This is a genomic window from Shewanella sp. GD04112 (assembly GCF_029835735.1).
Taxonomy (GTDB): domain Bacteria; phylum Pseudomonadota; class Gammaproteobacteria; order Enterobacterales; family Shewanellaceae; genus Shewanella.
This window is the reverse complement of record NZ_JAOEAL010000002.1, coordinates 1-23,285: the sequence shown is the minus strand read 5'-3', so window position 1 is coordinate 23,285 and position 23,285 is coordinate 1. Positions and strand designations below refer to the sequence as shown.

The 23,285-nt window shown below is 54.6% G+C and carries 21 protein-coding genes and 2 pseudogenes; 12 read left to right on the top strand and 11 right to left on the bottom strand.

Features of this window, described 5'->3' with window-relative positions; genetic code table 11:
* The first annotated feature begins 376 nt into the window (after positions 1-376).
* Positions 377-1,918: an IS91-like element ISCR1 family transposase gene (locus N7386_RS21530; RefSeq protein WP_000050481.1), complete on the top strand. Its 1,542-nt coding sequence runs from the start codon at positions 377-379 to the stop codon at positions 1,916-1,918.
* A gap of 374 nt (positions 1,919-2,292) precedes the next feature.
* Positions 2,293-2,505: a hypothetical protein gene (locus N7386_RS21525; protein ID WP_225002637.1), complete on the top strand. Its 213-nt coding sequence runs from the start codon at positions 2,293-2,295 to the stop codon at positions 2,503-2,505.
* Positions 2,506-2,515: 10 nt separating this feature from the next.
* Here the strand turns inward: N7386_RS21525 and N7386_RS21520 are convergent, their stop codons facing one another.
* Genes N7386_RS21520 through N7386_RS21510 form a run of 3 tightly spaced genes read right to left on the bottom strand, consistent with a single transcriptional unit; the run spans position 2,516 to position 4,340 of the window.
* Positions 2,516-3,154 carry a phosphoribosylanthranilate isomerase gene (locus tag N7386_RS21520; protein WP_004201168.1) on the bottom strand — a complete coding sequence of 213 codons (639 nt, stop codon included), beginning with the start codon at positions 3,152-3,154 and terminating at the stop codon, positions 2,516-2,518.
* Positions 3,155-3,158: 4 nt separating this feature from the next.
* A complete protein-coding gene (gene ble, locus N7386_RS21515) occupies positions 3,159-3,524 on the bottom strand; it encodes a bleomycin binding protein Ble-MBL (RefSeq protein ID WP_004201167.1) in 366 nt (121 codons plus the stop codon).
* Positions 3,525-3,527: 3 nt separating this feature from the next.
* A complete protein-coding gene (locus N7386_RS21510; protein ID WP_004201164.1) occupies positions 3,528-4,340 on the bottom strand; it encodes a subclass B1 metallo-beta-lactamase NDM-1 in 813 nt (270 codons plus the stop codon).
* Positions 4,341-4,495: 155 nt separating this feature from the next.
* Here N7386_RS21510 and blaOXA point away from each other — a divergent pair.
* From blaOXA to N7386_RS21475, 6 genes and pseudogenes are all read left to right on the top strand, one after another.
* Positions 4,496-5,257 (top strand): annotated as a pseudogene (gene blaOXA, locus N7386_RS21505) (OXA-10 family class D beta-lactamase); the annotation flags it as partial.
* A 16-nt stretch (positions 5,258-5,273) separates the two neighbouring features.
* Entirely contained in the window at positions 5,274-6,065 is a 792-nt protein-coding gene (gene aadA1 / locus N7386_RS21500; protein ID WP_001209508.1) for an ANT(3'')-Ia family aminoglycoside nucleotidyltransferase AadA1, read from the top strand.
* Between the two features lie 123 nt (positions 6,066-6,188).
* Positions 6,189-6,536, top strand: coding sequence for a quaternary ammonium compound efflux SMR transporter QacE delta 1 (locus N7386_RS21495; protein ID WP_000679427.1), 348 nt, complete (start codon positions 6,189-6,191; stop codon positions 6,534-6,536).
* A complete protein-coding gene (gene sul1, locus N7386_RS21490) occupies positions 6,530-7,369 on the top strand; it encodes a sulfonamide-resistant dihydropteroate synthase Sul1 (protein WP_000259031.1) in 840 nt (279 codons plus the stop codon). Before N7386_RS21495 ends, sul1 begins: the two co-directional genes overlap by 7 nt.
* A 127-nt stretch (positions 7,370-7,496) precedes the next feature.
* Complete coding sequence (locus tag N7386_RS21485; RefSeq protein WP_000376623.1) at positions 7,497-7,997, top strand: GNAT family N-acetyltransferase; 501 nt, start codon at positions 7,497-7,499, stop codon at positions 7,995-7,997.
* Positions 7,998-8,503: 506 nt separating this feature from the next.
* Positions 8,504-9,268, top strand: coding sequence for an IS6-like element IS6100 family transposase (locus N7386_RS21475; protein ID WP_001389365.1), 765 nt, complete (start codon positions 8,504-8,506; stop codon positions 9,266-9,268).
* Positions 9,269-9,760: 492 nt separating this feature from the next.
* Here the strand turns inward: N7386_RS21475 and mphR(A) are convergent, their stop codons facing one another.
* The 3 genes from mphR(A) to N7386_RS21460 are packed head-to-tail and all read right to left on the bottom strand — an operon-like array spanning position 9,761 to position 12,485.
* Positions 9,761-10,345, bottom strand: a complete 585-nt coding sequence (mphR(A), locus tag N7386_RS21470; protein ID WP_001137892.1) for a macrolide-binding transcriptional repressor MphR(A) — start codon at positions 10,343-10,345, stop codon at positions 9,761-9,763.
* Positions 10,345-11,583 carry a macrolide resistance MFS transporter Mrx(A) gene (mrx(A), locus tag N7386_RS21465; protein ID WP_000004159.1) on the bottom strand — a complete coding sequence of 413 codons (1,239 nt, stop codon included), beginning with the start codon at positions 11,581-11,583 and terminating at the stop codon, positions 10,345-10,347. The genes mphR(A) and mrx(A) overlap by 1 nt, the downstream gene beginning before the upstream one ends.
* Entirely contained in the window at positions 11,580-12,485 is a 906-nt protein-coding gene (locus N7386_RS21460; protein WP_000219387.1) for an Mph(A) family macrolide 2'-phosphotransferase, read from the bottom strand. Before N7386_RS21460 ends, mrx(A) begins: the two co-directional genes overlap by 4 nt.
* Before the next feature lie 1,096 nt (positions 12,486-13,581).
* On the opposite strand from N7386_RS21460, the gene N7386_RS21455 reads away from it, so the two are divergent.
* Positions 13,582-13,785, top strand: a complete 204-nt coding sequence (locus tag N7386_RS21455; RefSeq protein WP_000553518.1) for a hypothetical protein — start codon at positions 13,582-13,584, stop codon at positions 13,783-13,785.
* A gap of 61 nt (positions 13,786-13,846) precedes the next feature.
* On the opposite strand, the gene N7386_RS21450 is transcribed toward N7386_RS21455, so the two are convergent.
* The 3 genes and pseudogenes from N7386_RS21450 to N7386_RS21440 all read right to left on the bottom strand — a co-directional run.
* Positions 13,847-16,813, bottom strand: coding sequence for a Tn3 family transposase (locus N7386_RS21450; protein WP_034064681.1), 2,967 nt, complete (start codon positions 16,811-16,813; stop codon positions 13,847-13,849).
* Positions 16,814-16,816: 3 nt separating this feature from the next.
* Positions 16,817-17,377 (bottom strand): recombinase family protein, encoded by a 561-nt coding sequence (locus N7386_RS21445; protein ID WP_034064682.1) that lies wholly within the window; start codon positions 17,375-17,377, stop codon positions 16,817-16,819.
* 256 nt (positions 17,378-17,633) lie between these two features.
* Positions 17,634-17,855, bottom strand: a pseudogene (locus N7386_RS21440) (tyrosine-type recombinase/integrase); the annotation flags it as partial.
* A 65-nt stretch (positions 17,856-17,920) separates the two neighbouring features.
* On the opposite strand from N7386_RS21440, the gene N7386_RS21435 reads away from it, so the two are divergent.
* From N7386_RS21435 to N7386_RS21425, 3 genes are all read left to right on the top strand, one after another.
* Positions 17,921-18,625, top strand: a complete 705-nt coding sequence (locus tag N7386_RS21435; protein WP_001067855.1) for an IS6-like element IS26 family transposase — start codon at positions 17,921-17,923, stop codon at positions 18,623-18,625.
* A 449-nt stretch (positions 18,626-19,074) separates the two neighbouring features.
* Positions 19,075-20,550 carry an ABC-F type ribosomal protection protein Msr(E) gene (gene msr(E), locus N7386_RS21430; RefSeq protein ID WP_000052512.1) on the top strand — a complete coding sequence of 492 codons (1,476 nt, stop codon included), beginning with the start codon at positions 19,075-19,077 and terminating at the stop codon, positions 20,548-20,550.
* 55 nt (positions 20,551-20,605) lie between these two features.
* Positions 20,606-21,490 (top strand): Mph(E) family macrolide 2'-phosphotransferase, encoded by an 885-nt coding sequence (locus tag N7386_RS21425; RefSeq protein WP_000155092.1) that lies wholly within the window; start codon positions 20,606-20,608, stop codon positions 21,488-21,490.
* Between the two features lie 358 nt (positions 21,491-21,848).
* On the opposite strand, the gene N7386_RS21420 is transcribed toward N7386_RS21425, so the two are convergent.
* Positions 21,849-22,391: a plasmid replication DNA-binding protein gene (locus N7386_RS21420; RefSeq protein WP_004896925.1), complete on the bottom strand. Its 543-nt coding sequence runs from the start codon at positions 22,389-22,391 to the stop codon at positions 21,849-21,851.
* A gap of 66 nt (positions 22,392-22,457) precedes the next feature.
* The coding region (repM, locus tag N7386_RS21415) for a replication initiation protein RepM (protein ID WP_000534216.1) at positions 22,458-23,285 on the bottom strand (828 nt) is incomplete at its 5' end.

Below are 23,285 nucleotides of genomic sequence, written 5' to 3'. Positions count from 1 at the left end.
TCTCCTTTTGGGTTGTTAATAAAACATCCAATAAGTTGACTGTGCGTGAAAAAGAAAGTTTTGTGTGATGGCGTTGAAGATCGCACCGTTAAGCTCTTATGTGGGATGGTGCAGAGCTCGACGACTACCGATAAAACGCAACCGCCGCAAACAGACAAGAAAAAGCCCCAACTGATAACAGTTGGGGCTTCAGTATTGTGATTGGTGGAGCAATAGCACCCTGAACCCAAAACCTTCTCGCTCAACCGGTAGTGGCTGATAACAACTCGTGAGGGCTATTGCGGGTTAAGCATTTAGCGATGTCTAGGGCCAGACTGGACGTCTGAACGCAAGCCGCTGATACTGTACATAACCACAGTATCAGCGGAGGATACCCATGTCGCTGGCAAGGAACGCCACGGCGAGTCAATCGCCCACTCAAACAAACGGTTACGAACGCCACCAACCCGACCAGACGCTGCTCTACCAGCTGGTTGAGCAGCACTACCCAGCCTTCAAAGCCTCACTCGAAGCCCAAGGTCAACACCTGCCTCGCTACATCCAACAAGAATTCAACGACCTCCTCCAATGTGGCCGTCTGGAGTATGGTTTCATGCGGGTTCGCTGCGAGGATTGTCATCACGAGCGTCTGGTCGCCTTCAGCTGTAAACGACGCGGCTTTTGCCCTAGCTGCGGTGCCCGCCGGATGGCCGAGAGTGCGGCGCTGCTGATAGACGAAGTCTTCCCCAAGGAGCCCATTCGCCAGTGGGTGCTCAGCTTTCCTTTCCAGCTACGCTTTTTGCTGGCTCGCCATCCCCAGCTGATGGGCCAGGTCTTGAGTATCGTCTATCGTACACTCTCAACTCATCTGATCAAAAAAGCCGGTTACACCAAAGCCTCTGCACAAACTGGCTCAGTGACTCTTATCCAACGCTTTGGCTCCGCGCTAAATCTCAATGTCCACTACCACATGCTGTTTCTCGATGGTGTCTATGCCGAAGATGACTATGGCAAGCAACGCTTCCATCGTGTCAAGGCACCCACTTACGATGAGCTGAATACGCTCGCTCACACCCTCAGCCATCGCATCGCTCGCTGCATGGAAAAGCGTGGGATTTTGGAGCGTGATGCCGAGAATACGTGGTTGACACTGGAAGAGGGCGAAGACGATACGCTGACTCAATTACATGGTGCTTCGGTTACGTATCGCATTGCCGTCGGCCCCCAGCAAGGGCGCAAAGTCTTCACCCTGCAAACCTTGCCAGGGCGTGAGGATAAAGCCGACTCAAGCAGTCGAGTAGCCAACCATGCTGGTTTCTCGCTACACGCCGGTGTGATGGCCGAAGCGCATCAGCGGGATAAGCTTGAGCGCTTGTGTCGCTACATTAGTCGGCCAGCGGTTTCAGAAAAACGTCTGGCATTAACCGCCAATGGGCAGGTGCGTTACGAGCTCAAAACTCCGTACCGCAATGGCACCACCCATGTGATCTTCGAGCCGCTGGACTTCATCGCCAAACTCGCTGCGTTGGTACCTAAGCCGCGAGTCAACCTCACACGCTTCCACGGCGTCTTTGCACCGAACAGCAAACACCGAGTTCAAGTAACACCCGCCAAGCGGGGCAAGAAGCCCGACAAATCGGAAGGTCTCGATACTAACTGGCGTGACAAGAGTCCTGCAGAGCGCCACCGCGCCATGACCTGGATGCAACGCCTCAAGCGAGTCTTCAATATTGATATTGAAGTCTGCGAACACTGCGGCGGTCACGTCAAAGTGATTGCCAGCATCGAAGATCCGAAGGTCATTGAGCAGATTCTCAAGCATCTGAAACAGAAAACAGCCAAGGCGAATGCCGCCAAGCAGCGTGAGCTGCCACCAGAACGAGCGCCGCCACTGACTCCCAGCCTGTTCGATCCATCACAGAGTCGTCTCTTTGACTGACGACCCCAAATCCAACACTGCTCAACACTGCCAACTTTTAAACGGGGCGGTGGGGCAGTTTGTATCTCTCGAGCTATCAGGCTAGAGATTTTACCGCCAAATCGAACCTTATTAGAGCGGTTTAGGCTGGACCGGCAGTTAAAATTGGGGCTTGAGCGGTAAACGAGTGAGGGAATTTCAGGTAAGATACTTCGGATGAGGAGCAAAAAGGTGGTTTATACTTCCTATACCCGGACGTCAACAAGTCGATCTATCTGGAGGGCAAGAGCCCACAGCCGCACCGCTGGGAGCCTGCCGAGGGCTGGTTTGCGAAATACGATCACCCGCTATGGAAACGCTACGCCGATCTGGCGGCAGGGGCCGGGCATGGCGGGATGGACTGGTTCGTGATCCACGCTTTTGTCGAGGCGCTGAAGGCCAAGGCCCCGATGCCAATCGACATTTACGACGCGCTGGCCTGGAGCGCGATCACGCCTCTGTCGGAACAATCGATTGCTGAGGGCAATCGCACGTTAGATTTTCCCGACTTCACCCGAGGGCAGTGGCGCACCCGCAAGCCGATCTTTGCGCTGAACGACGCCTATTGATCGACGCGATTTAGGCCAAGCGCACCGCAAAGGCGAAATTGGTAATCTTGTCGGTATCCTTGACGCCCGGCGCGCTTTCGACGCCGCTGGAGGTATCGACCAGCGGCGCTCCGGTGCGCGCAATCGCCTCGGCAACATTCGTCGGATTTAGCCCGCCTGCCAGCCCCCACGGCAAGGCACCGCGATATCCGGCCAGCAGCGACCAGTCGAACGCCAACCCCATGCCGCCGGGCAGCGCGCCTTTGGGGGTCTTGGCGTCGAACAAGATCAAGTCCGCCGCCCCGGCATAGGCTGCGGCGCGTGCGACATCGCTGGCGCTGGCGACGGGCAGCGCCTTCCACACCGGCTTGCCAAACCGCGCGCGCAACTGGGCCACGCGTTCGGGCGATTCCGAACCGTGCAGCTGCAGCGCGTTCAGCTTGGCTGCCACCAGTGCGTCGGCGATGACAGCATCATCCGCATCGACGAACAAACCGACCATGGCGATCTGGCCAGCTGCGCGCGATGTCAAAGCGCCCGCGACATTCGACGTAACCGCACGGGGCGACGCTGGATAGAACACCAACCCGGCATAGTCCGCCCGCGCCGCGATGGTCGCATCGAGCGCCTCGGGTGTGCTGATCCCGCAAATCTTGATTTTCGCGGGCATGCGGTCAGTCGGGGTTCTGGATCAGCCGCACCAGCGTGCAGTCGGGATCGATCAGGTAGCCGATCCTCAGGCCGCTCGCCTCCAGTTGCGGAGCTTTGAAGCGCGGCCAGCCGGTGCTTTTTTCCTCGGCTCCCGCCGCGTTCACCAATGCCACCATGGCATCGAGATCATCCAACCGCAGGCAACAGCCGAACGAGCTCGTAGCTGGGTCGAGGTCAGGATAGGGGAAGAATTCGAGCTGCAAACCGCCGCGCTGCAGGATCATCCAGCCGCGATCCTTCCAACTCGTCGCAAAGCCCAGCTTCGCATAAAACGCCTCTGTCACATCGAAATCGCGCGATGGCAGATTGGGGGTGACGTGGTCAGCCATGGCTCAGCGCAGCTTGTCGGCCATGCGGGCCGTATGAGTGATTGCGGCGCGGCTATCGGGGGCGGAATGGCTCATCACGATCATGCTGGCCTTGGGGAACGCCGCACCAAACGCGCGCGCTGACGCGGCGTAGTGCTCAGTGTCGGCATCACCGAGATTGCCGAGCGACTTGGCCTTGCTGTCCTTGATCAGGCAGCCACCAAAAGCGATGTCGGTGCCGTCGATCCCAACGGTGATATTGTCACTGGTGTGGCCGGGGCCGGGGTAAAATACCTTGAGCGGGCCAAAGTTGGGCGCGGTTGCTGGTTCGACCCAGCCATTGGCGGCGAAAGTCAGGCTGTGTTGCGCCGCAACCATCCCCTCTTGCGGGGCAAGCTGGTTCGACAACGCATTGGCATAAGTCGCAATCCCCGCCGCATGCAGCGCGTCCATACCGCCCATCTTGTCCTGATGCGCGTGAGTCACCACCGCCAGCGCGACCGGCAGGTTGATCTCCTGCTTGATCCAGTTGAGGATCTGGGCGGTCTGGTCATCGGTCCAGGCGGTATCGACCACCAGCACGCGGCCGCCATCCCTGACGATCAAACCGTTGGAAGCGACTGCCCCGAAACCCGGCATGTCGAGATAGGAAGTGTGCTGCCAGACATTCGGTGCGAGCTGGCGGAAAACCAGATCGCCAAACCGTTGGTCGCCAGTTTCCATTTGCTGGCCAATCGTCGGGCGGATTTCACCGGGCATGCACCCGCTCAGCATCAATGCAGCGGCTAATGCGGTGCTCAGCTTCGCGACCGGGTGCATAATATTGGGCAATTCCATCAAGTTTTCCTTTTATTCAGCATTAAAAACCCCGCAAATGCGAGGCCTAGTAAATAGATGATCTTAATTTGGTTCACTGTAGCAAAAATATGGGGCGAATTCAAACATGAGGTGCGACAGTTTCAAAAGCCATATGATAATCAACAAGCTGTCTTTCGAGTACGGCATTAGCTGGTTCAATTACAGAAAATACGTCTTGGAACAAAGAGTTCTCTGCCGAAGCCGTCAATGGTGTCTTCGTGCTTTGTAAAAGTAGCAGTAAATCCTGCGCTACCAATGACTTAGCTCGTGCATCAAAGGAATATCTTCCAGCATCAACATTTAAGATCCCCAACGCAATTATCGGCCTAGAAACTGGTGTCATAAAGAATGAGCATCAGGTTTTCAAATGGGACGGAAAGCCAAGAGCCATGAAGCAATGGGAAAGAGACTTGACCTTAAGAGGGGCAATACAAGTTTCAGCTGTTCCCGTATTTCAACAAATCGCCAGAGAAGTTGGCGAAGTAAGAATGCAGAAATACCTTAAAAAATTTTCCTATGGCAACCAGAATATCAGTGGTGGCATTGACAAATTCTGGTTGGAAGGCCAGCTTAGAATTTCCGCAGTTAATCAAGTGGAGTTTCTAGAGTCTCTATATTTAAATAAATTGTCAGCATCTAAAGAAAACCAGCTAATAGTAAAAGAGGCTTTGGTAACGGAGGCGGCACCTGAATATCTAGTGCATTCAAAAACTGGTTTTTCTGGTGTGGGAACTGAGTCAAATCCTGGTGTCGCATGGTGGGTTGGGTGGGTTGAGAAGGAGACAGAGGTTTACTTTTTCGCCTTTAACATGGATATAGACAACGAAAGTAAGTTGCCGCTAAGAAAATCCATTCCCACCAAAATCATGGAAAGTGAGGGCATCATTGGTGGCTAAAACAAAGTTAAACATCATGAGGGAAGTGGTGATCGCCGAAGTATCGACTCAACTATCAGAGGTAGTTGGCGTCATCGAGCGCCATCTCGAACCGACGTTGCTGGCCGTACATTTGTACGGCTCCGCAGTGGATGGCGGCCTGAAGCCACACAGTGATATTGATTTGCTGGTTACGGTGACCGTAAGGCTTGATGAAACAACGCGGCGAGCTTTGATCAACGACCTTTTGGAAACTTCGGCTTCCCCTGGAGAGAGCGAGATTCTCCGCGCTGTAGAAGTCACCATTGTTGTGCACGACGACATCATTCCGTGGCGTTATCCAGCTAAGCGCGAACTGCAATTTGGAGAATGGCAGCGCAATGACATTCTTGCAGGTATCTTCGAGCCAGCCACGATCGACATTGATCTGGCTATCTTGCTGACAAAAGCAAGAGAACATAGCGTTGCCTTGGTAGGTCCAGCGGCGGAGGAACTCTTTGATCCGGTTCCTGAACAGGATCTATTTGAGGCGCTAAATGAAACCTTAACGCTATGGAACTCGCCGCCCGACTGGGCTGGCGATGAGCGAAATGTAGTGCTTACGTTGTCCCGCATTTGGTACAGCGCAGTAACCGGCAAAATCGCGCCGAAGGATGTCGCTGCCGACTGGGCAATGGAGCGCCTGCCGGCCCAGTATCAGCCCGTCATACTTGAAGCTAGACAGGCTTATCTTGGACAAGAAGAAGATCGCTTGGCCTCGCGCGCAGATCAGTTGGAAGAATTTGTTCACTACGTGAAAGGCGAGATCACCAAGGTAGTCGGCAAATAATGTCTAACTCAAGCGTTAGATGCACTAAGCACATAATTGCTCACAGCCAAACTATCAGGTCAAGTCTGCTTTTATTATTTTTAAGCGTGCATAATAAGCCCTACACAAATTGGGAGATATATCATGAAAGGCTGGCTTTTTCTTGTTATCGCAATAGTTGGCGAAGTAATCGCAACATCCGCATTAAAATCTAGCGAGGGCTTTACTAAGCTTGCCCCTTCCGCCGTTGTCATAATCGGTTATGGCATCGCATTTTATTTTCTTTCTCTGGTTCTGAAATCCATCCCTGTCGGTGTTGCTTATGCAGTCTGGTCGGGACTCGGCGTCGTCATAATTACAGCCATTGCCTGGTTGCTTCATGGGCAAAAGCTTGATGCGTGGGGCTTTGTAGGTATGGGGCTCATAATTGCTGCCTTTTTGCTCGCCCGATCCCCATCGTGGAAGTCGCTGCGGAGGCCGACGCCATGGTGACGGTGTTCGGCATTCTGAATCTCACCGAGGACTCCTTCTTCGATGAGAGCCGGCGGCTAGACCCCGCCGGCGCTGTCACCGCGGCGATCGAAATGCTGCGAGTCGGATCAGACGTCGTGGATGTCGGACCGGCCGCCAGCCATCCGGACGCGAGGCCTGTATCGCCGGCCGATGAGATCAGACGTATTGCGCCGCTCTTAGACGCCCTGTCCGATCAGATGCACCGTGTTTCAATCGACAGCTTCCAACCGGAAACCCAGCGCTATGCGCTCAAGCGCGGCGTGGGCTACCTGAACGATATCCAAGGATTTCCTGACCCTGCGCTCTATCCCGATATTGCTGAGGCGGACTGCAGGCTGGTGGTTATGCACTCAGCGCAGCGGGATGGCATCGCCACCCGCACCGGTCACCTTCGACCCGAAGACGCGCTCGACGAGATTGTGCGGTTCTTCGAGGCGCGGGTTTCCGCCTTGCGACGGAGCGGGGTCGCTGCCGACCGGCTCATCCTCGATCCGGGGATGGGATTTTTCTTGAGCCCCGCACCGGAAACATCGCTGCACGTGCTGTCGAACCTTCAAAAGCTGAAGTCGGCGTTGGGGCTTCCGCTATTGGTCTCGGTGTCGCGGAAATCCTTCTTGGGCGCCACCGTTGGCCTTCCTGTAAAGGATCTGGGTCCAGCGAGCCTTGCGGCGGAACTTCACGCGATCGGCAATGGCGCTGACTACGTCCGCACCCACGCGCCTGGAGATCTGCGAAGCGCAATCACCTTCTCGGAAACCCTCGCGAAATTTCGCAGTCGCGACGCCAGAGACCGAGGGTTAGATCATGCCTAGCATTCACCTTCCGGCCGCCCGCTAGCGGACCCTGGTCAGGTTCCGCGAAGGTGGGCGCAGACATGCTGGGCTCGTCAGGATCAAACTGCACTATGAGGCGGCGGTTCATACCGCGCCAGGGGAGCGAATGGACAGCGAGGAGCCTCCGAACGTTCGGGTCGCCTGCTCGGGTGATATCGACGAGGTTGTGCGGCTGATGCACGACGCTGCGGCGTGGATGTCCGCCAAGGGAACGCCCGCCTGGGACGTCGCGCGGATCGACCGGACATTCGCGGAGACCTTCGTCCTGAGATCCGAGCTCCTAGTCGCGAGTTGCAGCGACGGCATCGTCGGCTGTTGCACCTTGTCGGCCGAGGATCCCGAGTTCTGGCCCGACGCCCTCAAGGGGGAGGCCGCATATCTGCACAAGCTCGCGGTGCGACGGACACATGCGGGCCGGGGTGTCAGCTCCGCGCTGATCGAGGCTTGCCGCCATGCCGCGCGAACGCAGGGGTGCGCCAAGCTGCGGCTCGACTGCCACCCGAACCTGCGTGGCCTATACGAGCGGCTCGGATTCACCCACGTCGACACTTTCAATCCCGGCTGGGATCCAACCTTCATCGCAGAACGCCTAGAACTCGAAATCTAACGTCCGTTCGGGCATCGAGGTCCATGTCGGGGTGGGACGGGCCCGTGGCTTCAAGATCACTTGCAGTCCGACCGCGATGTCTTGGTTGCGCGAGAGGTTGTCGATATCCTCCACTTCCATCATCAACCCTGGATAATGCCGCCGCCGTCATCGCCGCCGACGCCCGTGCCGGGCTTTTCGGGCCTGTCAGGCTTGCTCGGCCTTCAGCCTGCCTGGGCGAGATCTCCGGCGGACGGATTAACGGCGGAGCTTCGCCGCCTTTCGTGCGTGTGAAGGCCGAAGATAGTTCTCTCAAAAACATCCGTTTATGAGAGATACCAAATGTCATTTTCAGAAGACGACTGCACCAGTTGATTGGGCGTAATGGCTGTTGTGCAGCCAGCTCCTGACAGTTCAATATCAGAAGTGATCTGCACCAATCTCGACTATGCTCAATACTCGTGTGGGCTCTGTTGCAAAAATCGTGAAGCTTGAGCATGCTTGGCGGAGATTGGACGGACGGAACGATGACGGATTTCAAGTGGCGCCATTTCCAGGGTGATGTGATCCTGTGGGCGGTGCGCTGGTATTGTCGCTATCCGATCAGCTATCGCGACCTTGAGGAAATGCTGGCGGAACGCGGCATTTCGGTCGACCATACGACGATCTATCGCTGGGTCCAGTGCTACGCCCCGGAGATGGAGAAGCGGCTGCGCTGGTTCTGGCGGCGTGGCTTTGATCCGAGCTGGCGCCTGGATGAAACCTACGTCAAGGTGCGGGGCAAGTGGACCTACCTGTACCGGGCAGTCGACAAGCGGGGCGACACGATCGATTTCTACCTGTCGCCGACCCGCAGCGCCAAGGCAGCGAAGCGGTTCCTGGGCAAGGCCCTGCGAGGCCTGAAGCACTGGGAAAAGCCTGCCACGCTCAATACCGACAAAGCGCCGAGCTATGGTGCAGCGATCACCGAATTGAAGCGCGAAGGAAAGCTGGACCGGGAGACGGCCCACCGGCAGGTGAAGTATCTCAATAACGTGATCGAGGCCGATCACGGAAAGCTCAAGATACTGATCAAGCCGGTGCGCGGTTTCAAATCGATCCCCACGGCCTATGCCACGATCAAGGGATTCGAAGTCATGCGAGCCCTGCGCAAAGGACAGGCTCGCCCCTGGTGCCTGCAGCCCGGCATCAGGGGCGAGGTGCGCCTTGTGGAGAGAGCTTTTGGCATTGGGCCCTCGGCGCTGACGGAGGCCATGGGCATGCTCAACCACCATTTCGCAGCAGCCGCCTGATCGGCGCAGAGCGACAGCCTACCTCTGACTGCCGCCAATCTTTGCAACAGAGCCCGCCGTGCTAGTCTGCTCGGTGATGGTGGAGTGAAGCCAACCCGCAATCGGGTTATGAATCTGCATCGCGATTCGCAATCAGCTGTCTCTTGAGCATGTCGAACTCCTGCGATGTTATCTCGCCGTGCTCGTGCTGCTACACCAACTTGTCCAACTCATCCGCCACACCGCTCCCCACCACCTGCGATGGCCAGGTTGTTTGCTGGGCGCATTGGCGGAGTATCGTCTCGACCCGGGACACCCACACCGGCACAACCTTACGGGAGTGATTCACTGTCAAAGAATCGGCCCGGTGCTCTGACGCAAGTATCGGGATGGTCACCATTTGTAAGCCGTAGACCTGAGTGGTGATCAAGACTTCGATACCACCGACCGTACCGGTACTAATCGACGACGGTCGTGTTCGTCGCCTGCCGCAGGGACTCTGCACACCTCCGTTTACGCATGTGCCTGGAGGAGTTGGAAATCGTCGTGTTCGGGAAACATTAAACACAGGATGGCAGCGATCTGAGCCAGCACATGATCAGCTAGCTCACCATCCGGATCGACGGCCCACTGCATCGTCGCGCCAGCGATGACCGAGTGCAGGAGCAACTCAGCTGCCGCAGGAGCACCTGGGGGCAGTCGCTTGCGGATCCCCTCCACCACCGCGCGGTTCCGCTGGATCGCAAGCGTGCGTAGCTCCGGCACCTGGAGCTCGTACCAGGAGATGAGATAGTTCACCGAGAAGTCGTTGCGAGTGTTCATGCTCCGAACGAGCACCTGCAAAAATTCCCAGAGCCCTTGCGGCCCTGCGCCTATCGGTATCGCATTCAGGTAATGCCGCACCTGCTCGACGCCGCGCTCCATCATCCTCACCAGCAGCGTATCGCGGTTGGTGAAGCGCTGGATTAACGCTGCGCGGGAGAGCCCCACCTCCTTTGCTACTCCGCTGAGCGTGAACTCTATGGGACCGCAACGCTTCAGCACTACGGTGGCGGCCTCGAGTACCTCGTCATCGGACTTGAGCTTGGGGCGGGGCATCAGTGTTCACCTTCTGTATGGGTTGGGGCGGAGGCTGTGGCTGCCGCCGCCATTGTAGCAAATTGAAGACGGAGCGAGAGTAGAGCCACGAGCCCCGCAAACACGGCCGATACAACGAGGCCAGGGAGCGGACCAGCAAGGTCGACAAACGCGCCGGCCGCAAGCATAACCATGGGCGAGGCTGACAGCATCACCGCCGAGACCGTGCCGAGTACCCGGCCGAGAAGTTCTGGCGGCGTGCGGTTGTAGATGGCAGCGTTGAGAATGGGAGAGACTGAGCCGGTCAGCAGTCCCACGAGCGCGCCCAACAACATCAGCACCGGCACGCCTGGCAACTGTGAAAGCAGAAGCGAGCCCACCGCAGAGCCACAAAATGCCACCGCCAGCCAGTTCTGCGCTGATATCCGGGCGCCGACCGACGCATGAATGGCAATGCCAAGGAGACCACCAGCCCCCATCATTGAGGAGAACAGCCCGAGCTCTGCTACTTGGCGTCCTGCATCTACAAACAGCGCAGGCATGATGACGCTGCCGTTGGCGCCAACGATGCCCACGAAGATCATCACTATACCAAAGAGAGGGCGCAGCAGGGGTTCGCTCCAGAGAAAAGCGACGCCGGCGCGCATGGAGAGAGTCGCCGTCGTGGTCATCGTCCGAGCGGCACGCGCGGGAAGCACCCACGCGCCGAGCAGACCTGCAAGGACGGAGCAGAACGCCGTCAGCCCGAGCGTTGGCGCAGCGCCAAGCAGGCCGATTGCGGCCCCCCCAAGGGCCGGGCCACCTAGAATCGCGACGTTCCCGATCACCGCTTTCAGTGACGAGACGCGCTCAACGGAGAGCCCGGCGACGTGGCCGAGTTTGGGCAGCTCACTGTCCTGCGCGGCCATACCGGGTGCGTCGAACGCGGCACCGAGCACCACGCAAGCGATCAGCCCAGTGTTCGAGAGGGCGCCAACGGCATCGAGCAGTGGGATGCTCGCCATGGCCACGCCGCCCACCACACCCGAGATCAATGCGACGGGCGCGCGCCCGAACCGATCGACGAGGCCACCACCAACCCACGCGCCGATGATGGTCGCGATGACGCTGCTAGCGGCCGTGGCGCCCGCCCAGGCCGCGCTCTTTGTATGAGACAGGACGAACCATGGAAGCGCGAGGGCCGCCACCGCGTTGCCGATCCGGAAGAGAAAGGTCGCCGCGAACAGCGTCGCGAGCGGGCTATATCGACGTTCGCTCATTCCGCTGCGGCGAGCTGCGCCTTCGCCGCAGCGAGGTACTCTTCGTTACCCGAGTCGAGGGCGAAGAGTGCGTAGGTGACCGCCCCGAACGCAAGGCGCTCCGCGATGTGGTGGGCGAGCCGCGGCCACACCCGGCCACCGGCCGCTTCATACGTGAGGAGGAGCTTCGCGAGCCCCTCTTCACCAAAGACCATAAGGTGCGCGGCCATGTCGATGGCAGGGTCATCAACGCGGGCCTCGCTCCAGTCGATCATCCCGCTGACGCGCTCCGTGTTGTCGATGAGCACATGGCCCACGTAGAGATCGCCATGCACCACCACGGAGAAATCTGGCCACGACGAATCGTCGTCGAGCCAGCGCTGCCACCGGTGGAGGCGCTTGTCGTTCACCACGAACTCGCGTCGGACGCGGTCAACGTCGTCGGCCACCTTCTGACGGGCCTGCGTCGGTGTACGGATGAGCATCCCCGCATCCACGGCGGCGGAAATGGGGACGGCATGCAGGGCGGCGAGCGCGGTCGCGAAGCTCTCCGCGAAGACCTCCGAGTCCTGCGGCACGACCCAGTCGGGCGTGGACGAACCAGGCTGGATGACCATCGCAGTCGAGTCTTCGAGCATGGGATAGGCAACGAGCTCGGCGTTGGCCACGCGCCAGTCCGGCACCGCGAACGGCAGGCGATTCTTGAGCATTGCCAGCACCCGCGCCTCTGGTTCGACCTTCGCGCTTACCTCGGCTCGGCGCGGGATGCGCAGCACCCACCGACGTCCATCGTCGACGGTGGCGATCACGATCCTATAGTCGAGCCCAAGCTCATTGACAGTCAGCGGGCCATGGAGCTTGAGCCCATGTCGGGCTGCAAGTGCGTACAGTTGGAAGGTATCGGCGGTCGTGACTACGGTCATGATTCACTCCTGAGGGCTTGACGGGTTTAGCCACCTAAATATAACAGTCACGTCGGTTATATTCAATCCTCATGCGAATCGGGGTACGACCCACAGCCCCCTCAGTACAGGTCCATCGTCACACCCGAGATCGTTGGGGTCCAGCTCCCAGTGGTTCGGAGCAACGGGCGGCAGGGCAATGATCCGAAAATTACCCCTTCCTTTGCGTCACCACAGCTTGCACCAACTGACCCTGAATTAAAAAATTGAAAAACTAACTTTTGGGTGTTGACTTAAAGCAAACCAAGCATATGCTAACCAATAGTTAGCAAATTGATTTCGCACGATGGACAACCCCAGCCGGAGGACCAGCACAACACTGGCAGCGGTGGCAACAAACCGCTTGGGGAAATAACACCGGCAACCGGGCTGACTAACCTCCCCGCTCTCCCTTGGCAAGGCTGGAATGCATGCCGACCAAGGTGAATGGAAATTAAGGCAGTGACCGGCTGACAGCTGGAAAGACAGCACAGTTGAAGTGATAGCGAACACAGCGAGTGGCGGGTCTGACTCCCCAGCCACCCACCCGGTGAAAGGCCGGGACACAACCGGGATTGCATTGCAGGTGAGCCAAGGCCCATGGGGTACCGCACGAGAGACCCGGAGACCAATGCAATCCACGGTTGTGGTGAATGGGAAGGTCTTTGCGCCAACCGGCATTCGTAGGGATGCCCCCTAGACCTCGGCCGGTGTCAGACCCGGCCACCACAACCAACCGATATGACCACCCCAAGGAGGTGATCACATCTCCCACCGCAGGGTTAAGCGGATGCCTGGTCCCGCTGTGAAGCGCCACCCAGGCCCTCGCCGAGAGGCGACCGTTTCGAATGGTAGGTCTGCCCGTGAGGGCGCACCGGTACCGACAGCAAGAACGGCTGACTCACTGTGAAGTGCTCAAGCCACCACCACAGGTGCAATGCATGTGGTTACAGCTCTCTCCTGGCCCCGTCAACGGGGCCTTTATCCCACAAGCGATAGCGGCCCGACAGCGGGTCACGGACTCCTATTGCCTGTCGTTTGTGTGATGAGACCAGTTTCTGGAAGAACGGAGGCATCCATGCACCCACGCGAGTTCATTGCCAAGCACATCAAGGCAACGCTGGAGAAGGAGGAATTTCCCCCTCATGCGGTCTCGCTGGGGGTGAAAGAAGCCACCTTCTTTTTCGACCGAACACCCAGCTTCGCAAAGGGGAAAGTGTTCGATGAGTGCCTCAAGGCGGCCCGTGCAGTAGCCAGGGTCGCGAAGAAGGCCAAGCCATGATCCGGGGAGCGGGTCATATCTCAACAAAGGGGCGAATAGAGAAAACGGAAAAAATCGTACGTTAAGGTTTTCCGGGCAGCCTTAGCGGCCGAAACTTCCCGTCCTCCAGCCTGCGGCTCTGCCGCCAGACATAATCGCCGGTCAGGTTGATGTGCTCCCACCCCAGCGGCGACAGGTATTGCAGCAGCTCGCTATCCACCGACTTCCCCGCTTCGCTCATCGCCTGGGTGGCGCGTTCCAAGTACACCGTGTTCCACAGCACGATGGCGGCCGTCACCAGGTTGAGACCGCTGGCCCGGTAGCGCTGCTGCTCGAAGCTCCGATCCCTGATTTCGCCGAGGCGGTTGAAGAACACCGCCCTGGCCAGGGAGTTGCGCGCCTCGCCCTTGTTCAGTCCGGCATGCACGCGGCGACGTAGCTCTACGCTTTGCAGCCAGTCGAGGATGAACAGTGTGCGCTCAATCCGGCCCAGTTCGCGCAAGGCCACGGCCAGACCGTTCTGGCGCGGGTAGCTGCCGAGCTTGCGCAGCATCAGCGAGGCAGTGACGGTGCCCTGCTTGATCGAGCTGGCCAGGCGCAGGATGTCGTCCCAGTGGGCGCGGACATGCTTGATGTTCAGGGTGCCGCCAACCATTGGGCGCAATGTCGGGTAGTCCTGGACGCTATTCGGAACATACAGCTTGGTTTCGCCGAGGTCGCGGATGCGCGGTGCGAAGCGGAAGCCCAGCAGGTGCATCAGGGCGAAGACGTGATCGGTGAAGCCAGCCGTGTCGGTGTAGTGCTCCTCAATCCGTAGGTCGGACTCGTGGTACAGCAAGCCGTCAAGCACATAGGTGGAATCGCGCACGCCGACATTCACCACGCGGGTGCTGAACGGTGCGTACTGGTCGGAAATATGGGTGTAGAACAGCCGCCCCGGCTCGCTGCCGTACTTCGGGTTGACGTGCCCGGTGCTTTCACCCCGACCGCCCGCCCGGAAGCGCTGGCCATCGGAAGAAGAGGTCGTTCCGTCGCCCCAGTGAGCGGCGAAGGTATGACGGTACTGGTGGTTGACCAGCTCGGCTAGGGCCGCCGAGTAGGTTTCGTCTCGGATGTGCCAGGCTTGCAGCCAGGATAGCTTGGCGTAGGTCAGGCCGGGGCTCGACTCGGCCATCTTGGTCAGCCCGAGGTTGATCGCATCGCCCAGGATCGCTGACAGCAGCAATGTCCGGTCTTTGGCCTCGGCACCGTCCTTCAGGTGGGTGAAGTGGCGGCTGAAGCCCGTCCAGTCGTCCACGTCCATCAGCAGTTCGGTGATCTTGATGCGCGGCAGCAACTGGCTGGTCTGGTCGATCAGCGCCTGCGCGGTATTGGGCACCGCGGAATCCAGTGGGGTGATCTTCAGCCCCGACTCGGTGAGGATGGCATCGGGCAGCTCGTTGTCCTTGGCCAGGCGGGTGACGGTGGCCAGCTGCTCGTCCAGCAGCTGCAAGCGCTCTTCCAGGTACTGGTTGCTGTTCGGGTTGATCGCCAGGGGCAGAGCCTGCGCATGCTTGAGCGCGGCGAACCTCTCTGCCGGCAGCAGGTAGTCGTCAAAGTCGCGGAACTGCCGCGAGCCCTTGACCCAGATGTCGCCGGATCGCAGCGCGTTCTTCAGCTCGGACAGGGCGCAGATTTCGTAAAAGCGCCGGTCGAGGCCTTCCGGGGTTATCACTAGCGGCTTCCAGCGCGGCTTGATGAAGGCGGTGGGCGCATCGGCCGGCACCTTGCGCAGGTTGTCGGCGTTCATCTCGCGCAGGGCCTGCACGGCCGCCAGCACGCCTTGCGCAGCCGGGGCGGCGCGCAGTTCCAGCACCTCCAACAAGGCCGGCGTATAGCGGCGCAGGGTGGCGAAGTTCTCGCCAACCAGGTGCAGATGGTCGAAGCCCTCCGGCCGGGCCAGCAGCTCGGCCTCGCTGACGCTCTCGGTGAACTCGTCCCAGGGAATCACCGCCTCGATGGCGGCGTAGGGATCGCTGCCGCTTTCCTTGGCCTCCAGCAGGGCCTGGCCGATCTTGGAGTACAGGCGCACCTTGTCGTTGATCGCCTTGCCTTGCTTCTGGAACTGCTGCTGATGCTTGTTCTTGGCGCTGCTAAACAGCTTGACCAGGATGCGGTCGTGCAGATCGACCAGCTCATCAATCACGGTCGCCGTACTCTCCAGCACCACGGCGGCCAGGGTCGCGTAGCGCCGCTGCGGCTCAAACTTACCGAGGTCTTTGGGCGTCATCTGCCCACCCTCGCGGGCCAGCTTGAGCAGGCGGTTCTGGTGGATGTGCCGGCCCAGAGCTTCGGGCAAATCCACCAGCTGAAATGTCTTCAGCCGCTCGATGTGTTCGAGCATGTGCCGGGAGTTCGGTTTTAGTGGGGCCTGCCGCAACCAGGTCAACCAGGTGATGCTGCTGCCGGCCTTGAGCTTCAACAGCTCGTCCAGCTTGGCCCGATGCGAGTCCGTGAGTGGTTCGACGAGGGCGCGGTAGACCCGGCGATTGGCCCGCGCAATGGCTTCCGAGCAGGCCCGGTCAATCACGCTCAGCGCCGGCAGGATGCGCCGCTTCTGCCGCAGACTCTCCAGCGCCTGGCCGGCCAGCAGCAAACCCTTATCGGTCTGCTGGGCCAACTCGGTCAGCTCGCGCACCAGGGCGCGGAAGTCGGACAGGCCGAACGGGGCCAGTTGTAGGTAGGTGCGCAGTTCCTGGGCGTGCTCGCGGCGAGTCACGTCGCGTTCGCCGTACTTCGCCCAGCTCGCCGGGTCGGCCTGAACTTGCTTGGCCACCCACTGGATGACCGGCTCGGGCAGCTCACTGTCAGTACCCAGTGCGTAGCCGGGGTAGCGCAGCAGGCAGAGCTGCACCGCAAAGCCCAGGCGGTTGGCGTCGCCGCGCCGCTGGCGGATCAGCGACAGGTCGGAGTCGTTGAAGGTGTAGTAGCGGATCAGGTCATCCTGGCTTTCTGGCAGCGCAAGCAAGGTGTCTCGCTCAGTGGCCGAGAGAATCGAGCGACGCGGCATGGTTCAGTCGTCCGTGCGAAGGTACTGGTAGAGGGTTTCACGGCTGATGCCGAACTCGCGGGCGAGCTGAGCCTTCGGCTCGCCCGCAGCGGCCCGCTGCCGCAACGTGATGGCTTGCTCGTCGGAGAGGGCTTTCTTGCGGCCCCGGTAGGCACCGCGCTGCTTGGCCAGGGCGATGCCCTCGCGCTGCCGCTCGCGGATCAGGGCGCGCTCGAACTCGGCAAAGGCACCCATGACCGACAACATGAGGTTGGCCATGGGAGAGTCCTCGCCGGTGAACACCAACCCCTCCTTCAAGAACTCGATGCGTACACCGCGCTTGGTCAGCTTTTGCACCAGACGGCGCAGATCGTCGAGGTTGCGCGCCAGGCGATCCATGCTGTGCACCACCACGGTATCGCCTTCGCGGACGAATCCGAGCATAGCCTCCAGTTGCGGGCGCTGGGTGTCCTTGCCTGAGGCCTTGTCGGTGAACAGCTTGCCGATCTCGACCTGCTCAAGTTGGCGTTCCGGGTTCTGGTCATAACTGCTGACTCGGACGTAACCGATGCGTTGTCCCTGCAAGATGCCTCCATAGGCTGGATGGGCGGTAGGGCTTACGTTGGTTTTTGGTTCCATTGTCGTTTTCAGAAGACGGCTGCACTGAACGTCAGAAGCCGACTGCACTATAGCAGCGGAGGGGTTGGATCCATCAGGCAACGACGGGCTGCTGCCGGCCATCAGCGGACGCAGGGAGGACTTTCCGCAACCGGCCGTTCGATGCGGCACCGATGGCCTTCGCGCAGGGGTAGTGAATCCGCCAGGATTGACTTGCGCTGCCCTACCTCTCACTAGTGAGGGGCGGCAGCGCATCAAGCGGTGAGCGCACTCCGGCACCGCCAACTTTCAGCACATGCGTGTAAATCATCGTCGTAGAGACGTCGGAATGGCCGAGCAGATCCTGCACGGTTCGAATGTCGTAACCGCTGCGGAGCAAGGCCGTCGCGAACGAGTGGCGGAGGGTGTGCGGTGTGGCGGGCTTCGTGATGCCTGCTTGTTCTACGGGGCACTGTTGCAAATAGTCGGTGGTGATAAACTTATCATCCCCTTTTGCTGATGGAGCTGCACATGAACCCATTCAAAGGCCGGCATTTTCAGCGTGACATCATTCTGTGGGCCGTACGCTGGTACTGCAAATACGGCATCAGTTACCGTGAGCTGCAGGAGATGCTGGCTGAACGCGGAGTGAATGTCGATCACTCCACGATTTACCGCTGGGTTCAGCGTTATGCGCCTGAAATGGAAAAACGGCTGCGCTGGTACTGGCGTAACCCTTCCGATCTTTGCCCGTGGCACATGGATGAAACCTACGTGAAGGTCAATGGCCGCTGGGCGTATCTGTACCGGGCCGTCGACAGCCGGGGCCGCACTGTCGATTTTTATCTCTCCTCCCGTCGTAACAGCAAAGCTGCATACCGGTTTCTGGGTAAAATCCTCAACAACGTGAAGAAGTGGCAGATCCCGCGATTCATCAACACGGATAAAGCGCCCGCCTATGGTCGCGCGCTTGCTCTGCTCAAACGCGAAGGCCGGTGCCCGTCTGACGTTGAACACCGACAGATTAAGTACCGGAACAACGTGATTGAATGCGATCATGGCAAACTGAAACGGATAATCGGCGCCACGCTGGGATTTAAATCCATGAAGACGGCTTACGCCACCATCAAAGGTATTGAGGTGATGCGTGCACTACGCAAAGGCCAGGCCTCAGCATTTTATTATGGTGATCCCCTGGGCGAAATGCGCCTGGTAAGCAGAGTTTTTGAAATGTAAGGCCTTTGAATAAGACAAAAGGCTGCCTCATCGCTAACTTTGCAACAGTGCCTAAAATAAGCCTTATATCCAAGCATAAAACAAGGTTGTCTAGACTTCTTTTAACAGTAAAGTTATCATAAAACTGAATTTTATTTTTTAGGTAAGTTTATGCATTCTATCCGCATTCGTTAAGACACAACTATTTGCATAGTGACACTATTTTATAATGGTGGGCTTTTGTTGTGTCTTTAAGAATATATGCGGATATATAAAGTAAAAGTATGCTTAATTTATAAGTATGCTTTTAGTGCATAGTTTCCAGTTATAACTTAATTGACTAGCTATTTGTCCACCCTGTGGATGAATAGCTTTTTTTTTGGGAGGACACTGTGATGCTAGCTTTTGTTTTCACCTAAATCCTGTTTGCTGCATAAAAAATTTCAAGAGCTAAACAGGAGTAAATAAAAATGAGTTTAATTATTAAAGCGAGAAACATACGCTTGGATTATGCTGGGCGTGATGTTTTGGATATTGATGAATTGGAAATTCACTCTTATGACCGTATTGGTCTTGTGGGTGATAACGGAGCAGGAAAGAGTAGTTTACTCAAAGTACTTAATGGCGAAATTGTTTTAGCCGAAGCGACATTACAGCGTTTTGGTGATTTTGCACATATCAGCCAACTGGGCGGAATCGAAATAGAAACGGTCGAAGACCGGGCAATGTTATCTCGCCTTGGTGTTTCCAATGTACAAAACGACACAATGAGTGGCGGAGAGGAAACTCGTGCAAAAATTGCTGCCGCATTTTCCCAACAAGTACATGGCATTCTAGCGGATGAACCAACCAGCCACCTTGATCTCAATGGAATAGATCTACTTATTGGTCAACTTAAAGCATTTGATGGAGCATTACTTGTTATCAGTCATGACCGATATTTTCTTGATATGGTTGTAGACAAGATATGGGAGTTAAAAGACGGTAAAATTACGGAATATTGGGGTGGTTACTCGGATTACTTGCGTCAAAAAGAAGAAGAGCGACAACACCAAGCCGTAGAATATGAGCTGATGATGAAGGAACGGGAGCGATTAGAATCTGCTGTGCAAGAAAAACGCCAGCAAGCTAATCGATTAGACAATAAGAAAAAAGGAGAAAAATCCAAAAACTCTACCGAAAGTGCTGGACGACTTGGGCATGCAAAAATGACTGGCACCAAGCAAAGAAAACTGTATCAGGCAGCTAAGAGTATGGAAAAGCGTTTGGCTGCATTAGAAGATATTCAAGCACCAGAGCATTTGCGTTCTATTCGTTTTCGTCAAAGTTCAGCCCTAGAACTGCACAATAAGTTCCCGATTACGGCAGATGGTCTGAGCTTAAAATTTGGTAGCCGTACTATCTTTGATGACGCTAACTTTATAATACCGCTTGGCGCTAAAGTCGCTATAACTGGATCGAATGGAACAGGGAAAACGTCCTTGTTAAAAATGATATCAGAACGTGCTGATGGATTAACCATATCTCCAAAAGCTGAAATTGGCTACTTTACACAAACAGGATATAAATTTAACACGCATAAATCTGTGCTCTCCTTTATGCAGGAAGAGTGCGAGTACACAGTTGCGGAAATTCGTGCAGTATTGGCTTCAATGGGGATCGGAGCGAATGATATTCAAAAAAACTTATCCGACTTATCGGGAGGTGAAATCATCAAACTGCTTTTATCCAAAATGCTTTTAGGAAAATATAATATTTTGCTTATGGATGAACCAGGAAACTATCTTGACCTAAAAAGTATTGCCGCATTAGAAACAATGATGAAGTCCTATGCAGGAACTATTATCTTCGTATCTCATGACAAGCAATTGGTCGATAATATTGCTGACATTATCTACGAGATCAAAGACCACAAAATCATCAAGACTTTTGAGAGAGATTGTTAATGATAGCCAATCTAATCCGAACATTAATTATTGAACTCTTTAAAGGAAATTAAAAATGACAATTCAAGATATTCAATCACTTGCTGAAGCACACGGCTTGTTGCTTACGGACAAAATGAATTTCAATGAAATGGGCATTGATTTTAAGGTCGTTTTTGCTCTTGATACAAAGGGGCAACAATGGTTGCTGCGTATTCCTCGTCGTGATGGCATGAGGGAACAAATCAAGAAAGAAAAACGCATTTTAGAATTGGTAAAAAAACATCTTTCTGTAGAGGTTCCTGATTGGAGAATTTCATCTACAGAATTAGTGGCTTATCCCATACTTAAAGATAATCCTGTTTTAAATTTGGATGCTGAAACCTATGAAATAATTTGGAATATGGACAAAGATAGCCCGAAATACATAACATCTTTGGCAAAAACCTTATTTGAAATCCATAGTATTCCTGAAAAAGAAGTTCGGGAAAATGATTTGAAAATTATGAAACCTTCAGATTTAAGACCTGAAATAGCAAACAATTTGCAGTTAGTAAAATCTGAAATTGGTATAAGTGAGCAATTGGAAACCCGCTACAGAAAATGGTTGGATAATGATGTTCTATGGGCAGATTTCACCCAATTTATACATGGCGATTTATATGCTGGGCATGTACTAGCTTCAAAGGATGGAGCTGTTTCAGGCGTTATTGATTGGTCAACAGCCCATATAGATGACCCAGCGATTGATTTTGCTGGGCATGTAACTTTGTTTGGAGAAGAAAGCCTCAAAACTCTAATCATCGAGTATGAAAAACTAGGGGGTAAAGTTTGGAATAAACTATATGAACAGACTTTAGAAAGAGCAGCGGCCTCTCCTTTGATGTATGGTTTATTTGCCTTAGAAACTCAAAATGAAAGCCTTATCGTTGGAGCAAAAGCTCAGTTGGGAGTTATATAATTTAAAAATATGATTGCTGAGAACTGCCTTGTTTTGAAACTTGGTTGGCTTTAATTAGTTTTTAGTATTCTTTATAGAAAATGCCTCGATCAAGGGGCATTTCTAACAATCATTTAACATAAAATTTCTTATACGAAATGCTTGATATTTCTCTTTAAATATCATTATATTAACGTAAGCCGTTCTGGAGTATAGGGCACCAGAACGGCTTTTTATTGATTATTCATGTTCCACGATCACTAATTGAGCGATGTTCCACGGTTTTATTCAGTTTTAATAAACATCATCCGGTTTTTTGAGGAGTCATTATTTCAAGTGCTTGCACTGAAATTGGCTCTTCAAAAAACTGGAGTCTTGGCTAACCATATGGAAGGAAAAAGCGGCTTAGGAAGCCTCTCTTCTTCTGTTCTGGTTCAACATGCTCCGGGATAGGAATACGCTTATTGTCTTGCTGAGGAGTAGTCAATTCGTCATAGTTCGTTGCTAGTTCCGACCGAGGATCCGTTGCTATATCCTGTTTAAAGCTCTGATCGGTAAAGGTAGTCATATTGGCTTTTGGTGCTTCTAGTAAGCGCTGCATAGCTTCAATCTGTTCTTGATAAAACGATTCACGTTCTAAAGATTGATTTTCTCTCTGTATTGCCTGATTTAATTGTTTTTCCAGTATGTCAACTTGACGTTTTAGTAAGTCAACTTCTGTCAAGTTTTGACTGTTAATTGATTGACTTTGATTGACTGTATCCTCTTTTTTTTGTGGTTCCCCAAAAACTCTTAGGGCCTCTGAAAAGTCAATTAATCCATCAGATCCTTTAGATAAATTTCCTTTGTTTATATGTGCATATATGGCTTGTCTTGAATATCCATAAAGCTTAGCTAACTCTGAAACTGACAGTTTTTTCATTATGTAAACCAGTTTTCAACTTGTGTTAATACCTGACTGTTAACTTAACAATTTCAATTAACAATGTCATTGAAATCCTAATTTTCTGAGTAAAGGAAGTAATTCCTTAAATTTCTCTGCATCTTGCAGCATGGCAGCTATACGTACAGCAAACTGCTGATAGCTTTCTGTGCCTTGTGAATATTTACTCATCTCAGGAAGCTCTGAGAGCTTGTTGGCGAATAGATGGCGTTGTTTATCTGTTATTTTTGAAAAGAGGTCTAATGTATTCGGATCTCTTTTAGATTCGACTGAATGCGTGGCTGATTTTTTCTGTTTAAAGCTAAATGAAAAACCAGTAATAGATCTACCTGTTTTATGCTGTTCAACTTTGACAATAATATCGGTATGTTCATTTACTTGTTTTAATGCAATGTCTAAAACATATTTTTTAAAATCATACATTCGTTTGTATTCAGTCTCGAGTACACCTATTTTTTGTCTAAAATCATACATAGTTATGAGAGGCGTTTTTCCAGTACTACGCCATGCAATCAATATTTCATATAAACGAACAGCATAAGCACTTGTTAAATTACTTATTTGTTGTATTTCATACTTTGTAAATTGTTCTTCTAACCTAGTAATTAAAGGCACAATAGCAGGGGCAAAAATAAGTCTAACGACAGCTTCATTATCAATATAAGCCACCTCGCTCACCCATCTTGATTTGTGATTAATAGTGTTACCTTTTTCACTAAGACTCTGATAACTGAATTGTCTTGCAAACAAGTCATCGCAAGCATCTTTTAACGCCTGATAAGCCGTATTTCGATGTACACGGCACTGTTGCAAATAGTCGGTGGTGATAAACTTATCATCCCCTTTTGCTGATGGAGCTGCACATGAACCCAT